This window comes from Chromobacterium sp. CCUG 30098 (genome assembly GCF_059916605.1).
The window spans coordinates 20,072-33,539 of sequence record NZ_JAUCGS010000006.1 but is presented as its reverse complement, the minus strand read 5'-3'; the positions used below and the strand labels follow the sequence as shown (position 1 = coordinate 33,539).

15 protein-coding genes are annotated in these 13,468 nt (G+C 65.6%); 2 read left to right on the top strand and 13 right to left on the bottom strand.

Annotated features, from left to right (window positions below; translation table 11 throughout):
• Nucleotides 1–125: 125 nt before the first annotated feature.
• The 3 genes from QUG03_RS14510 to QUG03_RS14500 all read right to left on the bottom strand — a co-directional run bounded on the left by QUG03_RS14510 (nt 126) and on the right by QUG03_RS14500 (nt 3,381).
• Nucleotides 126–752 carry a hypothetical protein gene (locus QUG03_RS14510; RefSeq protein WP_107801121.1) on the bottom strand — a complete coding sequence of 209 codons (627 nt, stop codon included), beginning with the start codon at nt 750–752 and terminating at the stop codon, nt 126–128.
• A gap of 183 nt (nt 753–935) precedes the next feature.
• The gene (locus QUG03_RS14505) at nt 936–1,397 is read right to left on the bottom strand and encodes a YiiD C-terminal domain-containing protein (protein WP_500820301.1); all 462 of its coding nucleotides are present in this window, start codon (nt 1,395–1,397) and stop codon (nt 936–938) included.
• On the bottom strand, nt 1,378–3,381 hold the full coding sequence (locus QUG03_RS14500) for a S9 family peptidase (RefSeq protein ID WP_500820300.1): 2,004 nt from the start codon (nt 3,379–3,381) through the stop codon (nt 1,378–1,380). The genes QUG03_RS14505 and QUG03_RS14500 overlap by 20 nt, the downstream gene beginning before the upstream one ends.
• A 210-nt stretch (nt 3,382–3,591) precedes the next feature.
• On the opposite strand from QUG03_RS14500, the gene QUG03_RS14495 reads away from it, so the two are divergent.
• On the top strand, nt 3,592–4,104 hold the full coding sequence (locus tag QUG03_RS14495) for a YcnI family copper-binding membrane protein (protein WP_488905695.1): 513 nt from the start codon (nt 3,592–3,594) through the stop codon (nt 4,102–4,104).
• A gap of 256 nt (nt 4,105–4,360) precedes the next feature.
• On the opposite strand, the gene QUG03_RS14490 is transcribed toward QUG03_RS14495, so the two are convergent.
• The 8 genes from QUG03_RS14490 to QUG03_RS14455 all read right to left on the bottom strand — a co-directional run bounded on the left by QUG03_RS14490 (nt 4,361) and on the right by QUG03_RS14455 (nt 12,217).
• Entirely contained in the window at nt 4,361–4,750 is a 390-nt protein-coding gene (locus QUG03_RS14490) for a YidB family protein (RefSeq protein ID WP_107801124.1), read from the bottom strand.
• Between the two features lie 56 nt (nt 4,751–4,806).
• Nucleotides 4,807–5,811, bottom strand: coding sequence for a DNA polymerase III subunit delta (gene holA, locus QUG03_RS14485; RefSeq protein WP_107801125.1), 1,005 nt, complete (start codon nt 5,809–5,811; stop codon nt 4,807–4,809).
• Nucleotides 5,792–6,352 carry an LPS-assembly lipoprotein LptE gene (locus tag QUG03_RS14480; protein ID WP_107801126.1) on the bottom strand — a complete coding sequence of 187 codons (561 nt, stop codon included), beginning with the start codon at nt 6,350–6,352 and terminating at the stop codon, nt 5,792–5,794. The genes holA and QUG03_RS14480 overlap by 20 nt, the downstream gene beginning before the upstream one ends.
• Before the next feature lie 82 nt (nt 6,353–6,434).
• Nucleotides 6,435–9,053: a leucine--tRNA ligase gene (leuS, locus tag QUG03_RS14475; protein WP_500820299.1), complete on the bottom strand. Its 2,619-nt coding sequence runs from the start codon at nt 9,051–9,053 to the stop codon at nt 6,435–6,437.
• A 177-nt stretch (nt 9,054–9,230) separates the two neighbouring features.
• Complete coding sequence (locus tag QUG03_RS14470) at nt 9,231–9,620, bottom strand: hypothetical protein (protein WP_107801128.1); 390 nt, start codon at nt 9,618–9,620, stop codon at nt 9,231–9,233.
• Between the two features lie 207 nt (nt 9,621–9,827).
• Complete coding sequence (gene pip, locus QUG03_RS14465) at nt 9,828–10,781, bottom strand: prolyl aminopeptidase (RefSeq protein ID WP_107801129.1); 954 nt, start codon at nt 10,779–10,781, stop codon at nt 9,828–9,830.
• A 168-nt stretch (nt 10,782–10,949) separates the two neighbouring features.
• Nucleotides 10,950–11,759, bottom strand: coding sequence for a sulfite exporter TauE/SafE family protein (locus tag QUG03_RS14460; protein ID WP_500820298.1), 810 nt, complete (start codon nt 11,757–11,759; stop codon nt 10,950–10,952).
• Nucleotides 11,753–12,217 carry an EVE domain-containing protein gene (locus QUG03_RS14455; RefSeq protein ID WP_227106370.1) on the bottom strand — a complete coding sequence of 155 codons (465 nt, stop codon included), beginning with the start codon at nt 12,215–12,217 and terminating at the stop codon, nt 11,753–11,755. Before QUG03_RS14455 ends, QUG03_RS14460 begins: the two co-directional genes overlap by 7 nt.
• A 126-nt stretch (nt 12,218–12,343) precedes the next feature.
• On the opposite strand from QUG03_RS14455, the gene QUG03_RS14450 reads away from it, so the two are divergent.
• On the top strand, nt 12,344–12,535 hold the full coding sequence (locus QUG03_RS14450; protein WP_235085075.1) for a hypothetical protein: 192 nt from the start codon (nt 12,344–12,346) through the stop codon (nt 12,533–12,535).
• Here QUG03_RS14450 and QUG03_RS14445 read toward each other — a convergent pair.
• Together QUG03_RS14445 and QUG03_RS14440 are read right to left on the bottom strand one after the other, a co-directional pair.
• Nucleotides 12,532–12,864, bottom strand: a complete 333-nt coding sequence (locus QUG03_RS14445; RefSeq protein WP_107801133.1) for a DUF1294 domain-containing protein — start codon at nt 12,862–12,864, stop codon at nt 12,532–12,534. The genes QUG03_RS14450 and QUG03_RS14445 overlap by 4 nt on opposite strands.
• Nucleotides 12,855–13,430, bottom strand: a complete 576-nt coding sequence (locus QUG03_RS14440; RefSeq protein ID WP_253313564.1) for a 5-formyltetrahydrofolate cyclo-ligase — start codon at nt 13,428–13,430, stop codon at nt 12,855–12,857. Before QUG03_RS14440 ends, QUG03_RS14445 begins: the two co-directional genes overlap by 10 nt.
• Nucleotides 13,431–13,468: the final 38 nt, after the last annotated feature.

The window sequence follows — 13,468 nt, the reverse complement described above, 5'->3', positions numbered from 1 at the left end:
GCGATACCCACCAAACCCCGCCGGGGATTAGCCTCGCCGCCTTGCCTTGCGCGTCACGCTTAAGGAGTGTGTGGAACGACGGCTACCGCAAACACGAGCCGGAATGAAAACGCGCGTCCTAACCTTCAGGACGCGCCGCCTTGCCAACAGACGCCGCCGAGCATGGGTTCCGCCCAAAAAGGCGGACGGACGCCCTCCTCCGTTGTTTTGGCCATTTCCACCCAGGCGTCTTGCTTGCTCCACTCGTACAAGACGCCGGGCTGGATCAGATGCAGGTAGACGCGCTCGAAGGCGGACGACTCCAACAGATGATGGGTGGCGGCGGTCAGCGCCGCTTCCTGGATGAAGGCGGGAAACAGGGTGGTGGCGGCCACGCCGCCGAACTGCGGGATATTGGCCGCCAGCAGCAGGCTCAATTCATAGCCGGGCTTGGCCGCGTAGCGCTTCACGCACTTGGCTTGGATACGGTATTTGATCGCGGCGATGGGCGCGTTGGGCACGCTGATCGCCGCATCCTCGCCCTGCTGCGCCTGGCGCACTTCGCGGGCGCGCAGACAGCCCTTGCCGCCGCCGAACAAGTGCTCGTCCGCATGCACTTCCGTCACTTCGAAAGCGATCCGCCGGCCGTCGCTGAGGGTGGCGCCCACATCCGGCAGCGGCGGCGGCCAGGACTGCCGGTCCACTGCGTGCAAACCCTTGCGCTGCAATAAACGCAGCACCAGTTCCAGCTCTTTTTGCGCTTTTGAAGCCATCGGCCTCCCCCAGCCTGCGTCCGCTGGCGTTGCGGCGCGGCTGCGGCCGACAACGCCGGGGCGCGGTTATTTTGGCTATCGCTCAACCCAACCCGGCACAAGATATTTCTTTTTAGCACAAAAAATAAGCTATTCAGATTGGATTTAAAGTTTGATAAGCGATAGCGCTGCGCCGGGGGTGCTTCAGTGCTGGGAATCTCCTTCGCCGGGCAGCACCACGAACTCGCCGTTCAGGCCGCCCACCGCTTCGCCGCCGCACTCCAGCGCCGCGGCAAGCCGCAAGCGCCCCATGCGTCCGCGCCGCAAAGCCCGCTCCAGCTTGTCCCAGTCGGCGGCGTCCGGCGCGGCGGCGCGGGCGAGGAAGTCGGCGACGATGGGCTTGTCGTAGCGCATGTCGTTGCCGTGAATGATGACGCGGCCGGCCAGGCCGCGCTCGCGCAAGCGCATGAACACCAGGCACCAGGCGGCGAGGATGGCCACCGCCGAGGCGCTGCCGCCGAACACAGTGGCGCGGTGGTTGATATTGGGCGCCAGCGGCGCGCTCAGGATCACGCGCTCGCCGCTGGCCTCGGCCACGCTGACCGCCATCGCGGCGGACAGCGGGATGTGTTGATGGAGGTAGTCTTCAAGCGCCTGTGGACTCATGTTGCTCTCCCGATTCGGCGCGCCCGGCTTTGGCGCCGCCGCTCTCATTCTGCCCCAAGAGGTGGCGCTGGAAAAACCACAGGCTATGGCCCAGTTGCAGCACCTGGTTTTCCCGTTTGGCCGCGCCGTGGCCTTCGTCCGGGAATAGGATCAGGCCGCCGTCCACGCCCTTGCCGGCCATCGCGCGGTACATTTGCAGCGCCTCGCCCACCGGCACCCGCGGGTCGCTGACGCCCTGGATGATCAGCAGCGGATCGCGCAGCTTGTCGATGTGATTGATGGGCGACAATTGCTCCAGCGCGGCGCGGTCGCGCTCCAGGTCGCCGTATTCGGCGGCGCGCAGCGCGCGGCGGTAGGGCGCAGTGTTTTGCAGGAAGCTGACCAGGTTGGCAATGCCGACATTGGACACGCCGGCGTCGTAGGCGCCGGCGAAGATGGTCATCGCCGCCAGCGTGGAATAGCCGCCGTAGCTGCCGCCCATCACGCCGATCTTGGGCGCCACGCCGTCCGCGCCCCACTGGCTGCGGATATGGCGCGCGGCGTCTTCGATATCGGACAGCACTTGCAGCCGGCGCGGACCGTTGTCGCTGTCCAGCCAGCTCTTGCCGTAGCCGACGGAGCCGCGCACATTGGGCTGCACGTAGATGAAGCCGGCATCGACGAATAACTGGGCCTGCGGCAAGAAGCCGGCCCGGCTCTGGCTCTCCGGCCCGCCGTGAAAGTGGACCACCACCGGGCAGGGCGTGGCCGCGCAGCGCGTCGGCCGGCGCACGAACATCGGAATCGGCGTGCCGTCGCGCGCCGGGTAGCTTTCCAGGCTGACCTTGGCGAAGCCGCGGGTGTCCAGCTCCGGCGCGGACGGCAGCAGCCACTGGCTGAGTTTGCCGCGCTTGCTGTCCCAAACGTGGCTGCTGGCCGGCGCGGTGTCGGTTTCCACGCTGAAGTTGACGTAGCGGCCGTCGCGGCTGAGGTTGACGACGTTGACCTGGGCCGCGCCGGGAAAAGCCGGCAGCTTCAGCGCGCGATAGCCGCGGCGGCCGTCCAGCGCCAAGGCCTTGCCGTAACCATCCTGGCTCAGCGTGTAGTAGACGCGGCCCCGCTCATGGTCGATGTTGAGGTTTTCCACGTCGCCGCGCGCTTCCGGCGTCAGCGCCTGGAAGACGCCGGCGCTCCACAGATAAAGACGGTGGTATTCGCCGAACTTATTGCTGCGCACCAGGTATTCGCCGTCGCGCAGGCCGAAGTCCATCCGATAGTCGACGGCCTCGCCCTGGCCCAGCAGCGGCTGCAAGGCTTTGCCGTCCGGCGTCCATAAATAGAATTCCGCGCTGGCGTTGCTCAGCGTCTTTTGCAGCAATAGACGGCCGTCGTCGCGGTGGTCGGCGATGCTCCAGGCCCCGCGATCGCCGAACAGACGCTCGCGGCGGCCGTCGGCCAGCCGATAGCGATACAGGGTGTAGCTGTCGGCCCGCTCGTCGTTGCTGCGGTAGTACAGCCATTGGCCGTCCTTGCTGAGAAACTGGAACTGGGTCTGCACGCCGGGCTTGTGCTGGACTTCGCGCAGCGCGCCGCCGGCGGCGGCTTGCAGATAGAGGCCGGGATTTTCCTCGCCCTTGCGGTCGCGGCTGAGCACCAGCCAGCGCCCGTCCGGACTGACGTCCTGGATCAGGGTGGCGTCTTCGCCGCCGGTAAGCTGCACCGGAAAGCGTTGCGGACCGTCCAGCCTCCAGACCTGCGGCACACCGGTGACGCGCCAGCTGAAATACAAGGCCTTGCCGTCCGGGGACAGCACGCCGGCGCCGGGCGCGCGCAGGTCCAGCATATTCTGCACTTTTCGGCTCAGCTCCGCCGGCAAGGGCGCGGCGCGGTAGCGCGCCACCTCCTCCGCGCTGACGCTGGCGGCGCCAAGGCCGCTGTAGCCGCCGGCGGCGCAGTCATGAGTGGACAACATCATCAACGCTGCGGTGGATAAGGCACGGACCATCATGACGACTCCTGAACCATTGGGCGGGCGACCAGTATAGCGGCCATGACAAAGCCATCGCAATTTGCATTATTCTCATGCCGACTCTGCGACACTTTGTCGCATGCTAGGGGGATGAGCAGGCGCTAAACTGATGCGGCTAATCCTCATTCGCATTTGTCGCCGCCAATGGCCGACACGCGCGCTAACCCTGATCCGCAAAGAGCGACGATGAAAAAGATCGCCCTGCTGGCCTTGCTGGCCGCTTCCGGCTCCGCCCTCGCCCACGTCACCCTGGAAACGCCCACCGCCGCCAGCGGCGGCTATTACAAGGGCGTGCTGAAAATCGGCCATGGCTGCAACGGCAGCCCCACCACCGCCATCAGCGTGGAAATGCCGGAGGGCGTGCGTCTGGCGCAGCCGATGCCGAAAGCCGGCTGGGAGGTGGAGGTGAGCAAGAGCGCGGTCAAGCCTTTCGACAATTACGGCCGCAAGGTGAGCGAGGATGTGAGCCGCATCACCTGGAAGGGCGGCAAGCTGCCGTCCAATTTCTACGATGAGTTCGTATTCCAGGCCAAGATCGCAGCCCAGCCGGGCAAGCTCTACTTCAAGGTGAAACAGCTGTGCGAACAGGGCGAAACCAATTGGGCGGACATTCCGGCCGCCGGCCAAGACGCCCATGACTTGAAAAGCCCGGCGGCGGAGCTGACGGTGACCGCCGGCGCGGCCGGTCATCATCATTAAGAACCTATTTACGATCTGCTGCGCGTCGTGAAACGTGGCTCGGTGAGTGCACCTTGGAAATGCTCATGTGCCTTATGTACATTCCGCTTCCTCTGCTGTTTTCGCCTTGTCTCGCCTTAGCGCGAGATCGTAAACACATTCTCAGAACGGATTCCTTGCGCCGGCCTGATCCCGCTTGCAAGCGGGCCGGCCAAAGGCATGAAAAACGCCGGCGGCGAGTCTCTCGCGGCCGGCGTTGTTGCATGGATGGGTAGGATCAGCGGAATAAGCCTTTGAGCAGATCCGCGCCCTGGGACAGCAAATCATCGCCCTGCGGCAGCTGGCCGTTGGGGGTCAGCTTGTCCACCAGACCGGGCAGATGTTCGGCCACCAGTTGCGACACTTGCCCCTGGTCCAGGCCCACTTTTTCCGCGATGCCGGCGAGTTGATCGCCGCCCAATACTTGCTGGATCTGCTCGGCGGACACCGGCAGATTCCCGCCCTGCCCCACCCACGAAGACACCAGCTCGCCCAGACCGCCTTGCTGGAACTGTTCCAGCAGTCCGGACAAGCCGCCTTGTTGTTGCAACAAGCTTTGCAGGGCTTCGCCGGCGCCGCCTTCCGCGCCGCCGGACAGCAAACCGCTCAAGGTATCGAATAAAGCCATGGTGCTCTCCTGTTTGCCGCGCACGGGGCGCGAATCTTGGTGAATGTCCCGCCGGATCAAGCGGCCAGCAGGCCCGCCAGCCCGCGCATGGTCTGCCAGGGGTCGCCGACTTCCACGCCCTTGATCTGACGGTCTATGCGCGCGCATTCGTCCAGCGCGGTCATCAGCTTGCGCGGGCCGATGCGGCGCAAGGCCGGTTCGGCCAGTCGCTGCTTGTCGCCCCACAAACGCAGTTCGCGCGCCATGTCGCGCGCGTTGCGCCCATCCTTCAGGCCCTGGCGCAGACGCAGCAACATGCGCACGTCTTCAGTCAGCGACCACAACACCAGCACCGGCGCCTCGCCTTCGGCCATCAGGCCGTCCAGCATGCGCAGCACCCGCGGCACGTCGCCGGCCAGCCAGGATTCGGACAGATGGAACACGTCGAAGCGGGCCACATTGGCCACCGCGGCGCGCAATTGCTCCAGCGTCAGTTCGCCGGCCGGATACAGCAAGGCCAGCTTGTCCACTTCCTGGCGCGCGGCCAGCAGATTGCCCTCCACGCGATCAACGAAGAAGGCCAGCGCCTCGCCGCCCAGCACCTGGCCCTGGGCCTTGAGCCGGCGCGTGATCCAGCCGGGCAGCTCGGCGCGCCCCACCAGGCGGGCCTCCGCCGTCACCGCCAGCTTTTCCAGCGCCTGGAACCATTTGGACTGCTGCTGCGCGCGCTCCAGCTTGGGCAGGGTGATCAAGGTCACCGTGTCCTGCGGCGGCTGCGCCGCCAGCTGTTGCAGCGCTTCCGCGCCTTCGGTGCCGGGTTTGCCGTTGGGGATGCGGATTTCCAGCAGCTTGCGCTCGGCGAACAGCGAGACGCTGCTCATCGCGTCGCGCAATTGCGACCAATCGAAACCGGCCTCCACCGTCAGCACTTCGCGCTCCTGATAGCCTTGCTCGCGCGCCGCCTGGCGCAGCGCGTCGGCGGCTTCCAGCGCCAGCAGCGCTTCCTCGCCGTGGATCAGGTAAAGCGGCGCCAGGCCCTTGCCCAGCGCCGCGATCAGCGCGTCAGGGCTTAGGCTGGGCATCGGCGGGCTTCAGGCTTTGCGGGCCGGTCAGCGGCGCGGCGGCCGGCTTTTTCAGATAGGCCAGCCGGCGCACGATCTGCTCGGCCGCGTCGCGGCGGGCGTCGGCCCAGATCAGCGCTTCTTCCTGCTCCTTGCCGAGGATGGCGCTGTCGGAGTAGTTCATGCTGCGGCGCACGACCACCGTCATGTCCGGCTCCACCGGCACGCCGAACAGCACGGTGCGCACTACGGCGGTGTAAGTCAGCTGGTACTCGTTGATCTTGCCGCCCACGTTCAGGGTCAGGATGTCCTTGGACTGATTTTCGCTGAGGATGGTCACCACCGCCTCGGCCTGCTTGGGATTGCCCAGCACTTGCAGACGCGGGTCGCGCGCCAGCACGGTGCGCACGTCGCCGGCCACCGCGGTGTTGCCGCCGTCGAAATACATCGAGGCGAACGGCAGCGGCTTCATCGGGCCGCCCAGACCGCGCAGGTGGAAGCCGCAGGCGCTCAGCGTAAGGGCCAGCAGCGCCAGCCACAGCCATTGCAGGGAAAGTCTCATTCGCGATTCCTTATCGGGAAACAATTCTTGCCTGGCCCGGCCCGGGGCGCGATCCGCGTCCCGGAGCCTAAGCCACGCCGGTTTACACCACGATGTTGACCAGGCGGCCCGGCACCACGATGATTTTCTTGGCCGGTTTGCCTTCCATGAACTTCTGCACGTTTTCATGCGCCAGCGCCGCGGCCTCGATCGCGTCCTTGGCCGCGTCGGCGGCCACGGTGACGCTGCCGCGCAGCTTGCCGCCTACTTGCACCATCAGTTCGATCTCGCTCTTGATCAGCGCGCTCTCGTCCACTTTCGGCCAAGCTTGTTGCAGCAATTCGCTGCCCGGACGCAAGGCGTTCCACAACGCGTCGCAGATATGCGGCACGATGGGGGACAGCAACAGGGTCACGGCTTCCAGCGTTTCCTGCGCCACGGCGCGGCCGGCGTCGCCGGAGGTGTCGGTCTTGTCGTAGGTGTTCAGCAGTTCCATCACCGCGGCGATGGCGGTGTTGAATTGCTGGCGGCGGCCGTAGTCGTCGGCCACTTTCTGGATGGTAGCGTGCAGCTTGAAGCGCAGGTCTTTCAGGCCGGCGCTCAGTTCGCCGCCGCTGTAAGCCGGCGCCAGGCCGGTTGCGACATGCTCGTTCGCCGCCTTCCACAAGCGCTTGAGGAAGCGGAACGCGCCTTCCACGCCGGCGTCCGACCATTCCAGGCTCTGCTCCGGCGGCGCGGCGAACATCATGAACAGACGGGCGGTGTCCGCGCCGTAGTTTTCAATGAATTCCTGCGGGTCCACGCCGTTGTTCTTGGACTTGGACATTTTCTCGATGCCGCCCACCACGACCGGCAGGCCGTCCACGCGATGCTTGGCGGCCACGATCTTGCCCTTGGCGTCGCGCTCCAGCACCACGTCCTGCGGCGCGATCCAGTCGGTGGCGCCGTTGGGCAGTTCGCGATAGAAGGTTTCGCACACCACCATGCCCTGGGTCAGCAGGCTCTTGAACGGCTCGTCGCTGGACACCAGGCCCTCGTCGCGCATCAGCTTGTGGAAGAAGCGCGCGTACAGCAGGTGCAGGATGGCGTGTTCGATGCCGCCCACGTATTGGTCCACTTGCAGCCAGTAGTCGGCCGCCTTCTTGTCCACCATCGCGGTGTCGCACTTGGGCGAGGCGTAGCGCGCGTAGTACCAGCTGGACTCGACGAAGGTGTCCATGGTGTCGGTTTCGCGCTTGGCCGCGCCGCCGCATTTCGGGCAGCTGGTTTCGTAGAATTCCGGCATCTTGGCCAGCGGGGATCCGGCGCCGTCCGGAATCACGCTCTCCGGCAGCGTCACCGGCAGGTCTTTTTCCGGCACCGGCACGTCGCCGCAGCTCTGGCAGTGGATGATGGGGATAGGGCAGCCCCAGTAGCGCTGGCGGGAGATGCCCCAGTCGCGCAGGCGATATTGGGTTTTCTTCTGGCCGGAGGCCTTGGCTTCCAGATCGCCGACGATGGCGTCGAAGGCGGCGGCGAAGTTCAGGCCGTCGTATTTGCCGCTGCCCACGGTGCGGATGCTGTCGTCCTTGGCGGCGTACCAATCCTGCCAGGCGGCGGCGTCGAAGTTGTCTTCGCCGCTGGCCGGCGCGTAGACCTGCTGGATCGGCAAGCGGTATTTGTTGGCGAACTCGAAATCGCGCTCGTCATGCGCCGGCACCGCCATCACCGCGCCTTCGCCGTAGCCCCACAGCACGTAGTTGGCCACCCATACCGGCAGCTTGGCGCCGGTCAGCGGATGAACGACGAACAGGCCTGTGTCCATGCCCTTCTTTTCCATCTTGGCCACGTCGGCCTCGGCCACGGAGCCGGCCTTGCATTCGGCGATGAAGGCTTGCAGCTCGGCGTTGCCGGCCGCGGCCTGGCTGGCCAGCGGGTGTTCGGCGGCCACCGCCACATAGGTGGCGCCCATCAGGGTGTCGGGGCGGGTGGTGTAGACCTTGAGTTGGCCGGCATGGCCGATGCTGGCTTCGTCGTAGGCGAAGGCCACGTCGGAGCCGAAGCTCTTGCCTATCCAGTTGCGCTGCATGGTCTTGACCTGTTCCGGCCAGCCGTCCAGCTTGTCCAGATCCGCCAGCAGCTGCTCGGCGTAGTCGGTGATGCGGAAGTAGTACATCGGGATTTCGCGCTTTTCCACCAGCGCGCCGGAACGCCAGCCGCGGCCGTCCACCACTTGCTCGTTGGCCAGCACGGTCTGATCCACCGGGTCCCAGTTGACCACGCCGTTTTTCTTGTAGATCACACCTTTTTCAAACAAACGGGTGAACAGCCACTGTTCCCAGCGGTAGTAGTCCGGCTTGCAGGTGGCCAGCTCGCGTTCCCAGTCCAGCGCAAAGCCCAGGCTGTCCAGCTGCTGCTTCATGTATTCGATGTTGGCGTAGGTCCAGGCCGCCGGCGCGCCGCCGTTTTTCATCGCGGCGTTCTCGGCCGGCAGGCCGAAGGCGTCCCAACCCATGGGCTGCAGCACGTTGAAGCCTTGCAGACGCTTGAAGCGGGCCAGCACGTCGGTGATGGTGTAGTTGCGCACATGGCCCATGTGCAGCTTGCCGGACGGATAGGGGAACATCGACAGCGCGTAGTATTTGGGACGCGACGCGTCTTCCACGGCTTTGAAAGCGGCAGTCTTCTGCCATTTCTGCTGGGCGGCGGCTTCCACCGCGCGCGGGCTGTATTGTTCTTGCATGGCGATCTTTATCTGGACTCTGAAATACAAAAGGCGGGCTGCCCGGAGGCGCCAGTGATGCGCTCCGCTCCGGATAGCCCGTCCGCAAAAAGGTTGCCCCCATTATAACGGCGTCTTCGCTTCCGCGATAAGACCCCAAAAAAACAAATGCTTGGCCGGCTCCTTGACCCGTCGCCGTCAAGGGCAGGGCTTGACGCCCCAGCCTTTGCGGCCGCGCCAGCAGGAGAAATCCTCCTTCACCGAGCGTATGGTCCAGACATTGCCTTCGCGGGAGAGCTGGAAGCGCTGGCGCATGCCCTTGACGCTGTCGTCCATCAGGCCTTCGCGCAGCAGCGCGATGCTGGCCTTGTCGAAGGCTTCCGGCGGGCTGGTCTGTATCACTTTCAGGCTGCGGTATTCGAACTGGCCGTCTTCGCCCAGCCGGTTCTTGGCGAAGCGCAACACCACTTCCAGCGGCAGTTCGCCGGGCTGGCCGGCAAAGGGGAAGCGCGTCTCGTCGCTATAGGCGGAGGCGGCGGCGGGCATTCCGGCCAGTAAGGCCGCGGCGCAGAGAACGATGGTTTTCAATTGCCAGTCTTTCCTTGTCGAAAACCAGATTCGACCGGCCTACGCGCCAAATAGTTGCGCGGGCTTAGAAGCGATTCAAAGTCTGCCGCGCTTCGGCGATACGGCGTTGAAAACGCTTTCAGGATGCTCATGCGCCACCTGCACATTCCGCCTCTTCAAGCGTTTTCGCCTTGTCTCGCCTTCGCTCGCGGGAGCGTAAACACATTCTTAGACCCGGCCGGCCAGATGGGCGTCGCGGAAGCGCTCCAGTTGCCGCAGCAGCGCCTCGAGTATGCCCGGCTCCCACACAGAGTGGCCGGCGGCTTCCACCAGTTCGTAGTGGGCCTGCGGCCAGGCCTGGGCCAGCCTCAGCGCGGTGGAGGGCGGGCAGACCACGTCGTAACGGCCTTGCACGATGGCGGCGGGAATGTGGCGGATGCGCGCCAGCCCGTCCAGCAGCGCGCCTTCCGGCAAAAACACGCGGTTGACGAAGTAATGGGCCTCCAGCCGCGCCAGCGACAAGGCCACGTATTCGCTGCCGGCGCGCTCGGCGGCGTCGGCATTGGGGCGCAGCGCGACGCAAGCGCCCTCGTAACGTCCCCAGGCGCGGCAGGCCGGCAGGTGCACCGCCGGGTCCGGGTCGGTCAGCCGCCGGTAATAGGCGGCCAGCAAGTCGCCGCGCTCCGCCTCCGGGATGGGCGCGACGAAGCGTTGCCACTCCTCGGGAAAAAACTGACCCATGCCGTGCAGAAACCAGTCGATCTCGCGGCGCTCGCCCAGGAAAATGCCGCGCAGAATCAGGCCGCTGACCCGCTCCGGATGCGCCTGGGCGTAAGCCAGCGCCAGCGTGCTGCCCCAGGAGCCGCCGAACACCAGCCAGCGCTCTATGCCCAGTTGCTCGCGCAGCCGCTCGATGTCCGCCACCAGGTGGGCGGTGCTATTGTCGCGCAGCTCGCCGCGCGGCGAGGAGCGGCCGCTGCCGCGCTGATCGAACAGCACCGCGCGGTAAAAACCGGGGTCGAACAACTGGCGGCAGGCCGGCACGCAGCCGTCTCCGGGCCCGCCGTGCAGATAGAGGACCGGATACCCCTGCGGCTGGCCGCACTGCTCCCAGTACATGGAATGCAAGCCGTCCAGCGGCAGCATGCCGCTGGCAAACGGTTCTATCGGCGGATACAGCATGGCTTCTCCATCAAAAGTTCGGTTTCTTAGAGCCTGTTCAAAGTCCCGCGAGCCAGAGCGAGACAAGGCGAAAATTAGCGAAAAAGCGGAATGTACGAGGGGTACTGAGCATTTTGAGCTGGTTTTTAACGCCGTATCGCCAAAGCACAGCAGACTATGAACAGGTTCTTAGCCGCGCAGCAGGCTATACAACATCTCACTGGCCATCGTCGCCATCAAGGCGGCGAACACCTGCTTCAAACGGGCCACCGGCAGCTTGTGCGCGGCGCGCGCGCCCAACGGCGCCATCAGCACCGTCATCAGCATCAGCGCCAGCATCGCCGGCAGGTAGATAAAGCCCAGGGAGCCGGCCGGCAAGCCGGCAACGCTCCAGCCGCTGTAGAGATAGCCGACGGCGCCGGACACGGCGATGGGCCAGCCCAAGGCCGCGCTGGTGGCGATGGCGGTGTGCACCGGCACATTGCACCAGCTCATATAGGGCACGCTCATCGAACCCCCGCCTATGCCCACCCAGCTGGAGATCATGCCTATCGCGCCGCCGGCGCCCCACTGCCCGGCCTGGCCCGGCATTCCGCGGCTGGCTTGCGGCTTGAGATTGAAGAACATCTGCACGGCGACCAGGTAGGCGTAGCCGACGAAGAACCATTTCAACGCCAGCCCGGAAATCGCGCCGGCAATCAGGCTGCCCAGCAAGGTGCCGACCACCATCGCCGGCGCCATCGCCCGCACAATACGCCAGTCCACCGCGCCCTTTTTGTGATGAGCGCGCACGCTGGACAGGCTGGTGAACACCATTACCGCCAGCGAGGTGCCCACCGCCAGATGCTGAGCATGGTCGCCGCCCAGATGCGCGGCGGACAAGACCCCCAACACCACGGGCACGATGACCAGGCCGCCGCCGACGCCGAGCAGGCCGGCCAGAAAGCCGGCCACCGCGCCGCAGGCCAGCAGCGCCAAAATCAGCGGCACGCTCAGCATGCCAGCAGCTGTTCAGTGATATAGCGCCATTCGTCCTCGCTCAGCGGGGTGATGGACAGCCGGTTGCCGCGCTTGAGCACCGTCATCTCCGCCAGCGGCGGGTGTCGGCGCAGCTCGGCCGGGGACAGCAGCCGGGTCTTGCGCAGGAAACGTACGTCCACCGCCAGCCAGCGCGGCGCGTCGGGAGAGGACTTGGGGTCGTAGTAAGGGCTTTCCGGGTCGAACTGGCTGGAGTCCGGATGCGCGGAGGCGGCGATTTCCGCCAGGCCGGCCACGCCCGGCTCCGGGCAGGACGAGTGCCAGAACAGCAGCCGGTCCCCCTCTTGCATGCCGTCGCGCATGAAGTTGCGCGCCTGGTAATTACGCACGCCGGTCCACTCGAACAAGCGTTCGGGCTCGGCGGCGAGATCGTCGATCGAGGTATCGTCCGGTTCGGACTTCATCAGCCAGTATCGCATGGGCAATGTCTGTTAATCAGTCAGGGAAAGGGTTAACGCTTGCTCAATCTTACTGGAAAGATTGCGGCTTAGGCTGTCTTCACCGCCCCGAAAGGGGGTTCTGAAGCGATATGGAAAGGGAAGACCATGAAAACGCATGAAAAACAGCTGGTGATGGGCCTGTTGCTGAGCGGCGCCTTGAGCGCCTGCGTGGTGGTGCCGCCCCGGGCGGCGCCGGTAGTCGTCAGACCCGCGCCGGTGGTGGTGCGCCCGGCGCCCGTCGTGGTGACGCCCGTCTACGGCTATTACGGCGACTACGGCCGCCGCCCCTGGCGCTAAGCCGCGCGCAGATACAGCCAGCCGCCCAGCAAGGCCAGATTCAGCGCCGCGCCGCACCAGAACAGCAGCCGAAACGGCTGCTTGACGGTTTTGTGGCGAAACAGCCGGCGCGCCATCAGGCCACCGGGCCAGCCGCATAGCACACCCAGCCACAGCAGCCGGGCTTCCGGCGTGCGCGGCCCGCCGCGCTCCGCCGCCCGCTTGTCGCGCCAGTACAGAATGAAGCAGAGCAGGCTCAGGCTCAGATACAGCCACGCCACCGCCCACTCCAGCCGCCCCAGCAGGGCCAAGGCCGGCAAAACGGCCAGGAAGACGATGGCTATCGGCATAGGGGGCTCAAAGGCAGCCGGCGCAAACCGGATTCGGTCAGCAAATAATCCAGCCGGACATCCCAGGGCTCGCGCGGCACGCGCTCGACGCGCTGGCAATCGTAGGCCACGCCCACCAGCAAGGGCTTGCCGAACAAGCGCGCGCGCTGGCGGAAGGCCAGCGTGGTGTCGTAGAAGCCGCCGCCCTGCCCCATGCGATAGCCCTCGTCGTCGATGGCCAGCAGCGGCACAAACAACACGTCCAGCCGTTCGGCGCGCAGCGCCGGACCATCGTATTCGGCGATCCGGTAGCGCGGATGCAGATACCAGCGGTCAGCCGCGCCCAGACGGCTGAACCACAGCCGGCGGCCGCGCCGCGGAATCTGCGGCAGATAGACTTCCGCGCCGCGCCACAGCGCTGCGCTCATCAGGATTTCCAGATCCAGCTCCGAACCGGCGGCCAGATAAGCGCCCACGCGCTTGCCTCGCTTGAGCAGCCGCGAGGCGTGACGCGCGATCGCCCGCATCGCCTGCAAACGGTAAGAAGCGCTCAGAGCCTGACGCGCGCGGCGAATTTTCCTGCGCAATGCGGGCTTGTCGACGGGAAACGGATCGGAAACAAGAG

Bases quoted from the DNA above. Each gene is read 5' to 3' on its own strand.
- QUG03_RS14510 (WP_107801121.1), bottom strand. From the start codon at position 752: ATGGCTTCAAAAGCGCAAAAAGAGCTGGAACTGGTGCTGCGTTTATTG.
- QUG03_RS14505 (WP_500820301.1), bottom strand. From the start codon at position 1,397: ATGAGTCCACAGGCGCTTGAAGACTACCTCCATCAACACATCCCGCTG.
- QUG03_RS14500 (WP_500820300.1), bottom strand. From the start codon at position 3,381: ATGGTCCGTGCCTTATCCACCGCAGCGTTGATGATGTTGTCCACTCAT.
- QUG03_RS14495 (WP_488905695.1), top strand. From the start codon at position 3,592: ATGAAAAAGATCGCCCTGCTGGCCTTGCTGGCCGCTTCCGGCTCCGCC.
- QUG03_RS14490 (WP_107801124.1), bottom strand. From the start codon at position 4,750: ATGGCTTTATTCGATACCTTGAGCGGTTTGCTGTCCGGCGGCGCGGAA.
- holA (WP_107801125.1), bottom strand. From the start codon at position 5,811: ATGCCCAGCCTAAGCCCTGACGCGCTGATCGCGGCGCTGGGCAAGGGC.
- QUG03_RS14480 (WP_107801126.1), bottom strand. From the start codon at position 6,352: ATGAGACTTTCCCTGCAATGGCTGTGGCTGGCGCTGCTGGCCCTTACG.
- leuS (WP_500820299.1), bottom strand. From the start codon at position 9,053: ATGCAAGAACAATACAGCCCGCGCGCGGTGGAAGCCGCCGCCCAGCAG.
- pip (WP_107801129.1), bottom strand. From the start codon at position 10,781: ATGCTGTATCCGCCGATAGAACCGTTTGCCAGCGGCATGCTGCCGCTG.
- QUG03_RS14460 (WP_500820298.1), bottom strand. From the start codon at position 11,759: ATGCTGAGCGTGCCGCTGATTTTGGCGCTGCTGGCCTGCGGCGCGGTG.
- QUG03_RS14455 (WP_227106370.1), bottom strand. From the start codon at position 12,217: ATGCGATACTGGCTGATGAAGTCCGAACCGGACGATACCTCGATCGAC.
- QUG03_RS14450 (WP_235085075.1), top strand. From the start codon at position 12,344: ATGAAAACGCATGAAAAACAGCTGGTGATGGGCCTGTTGCTGAGCGGC.
- QUG03_RS14445 (WP_107801133.1), bottom strand. From the start codon at position 12,864: ATGCCGATAGCCATCGTCTTCCTGGCCGTTTTGCCGGCCTTGGCCCTG.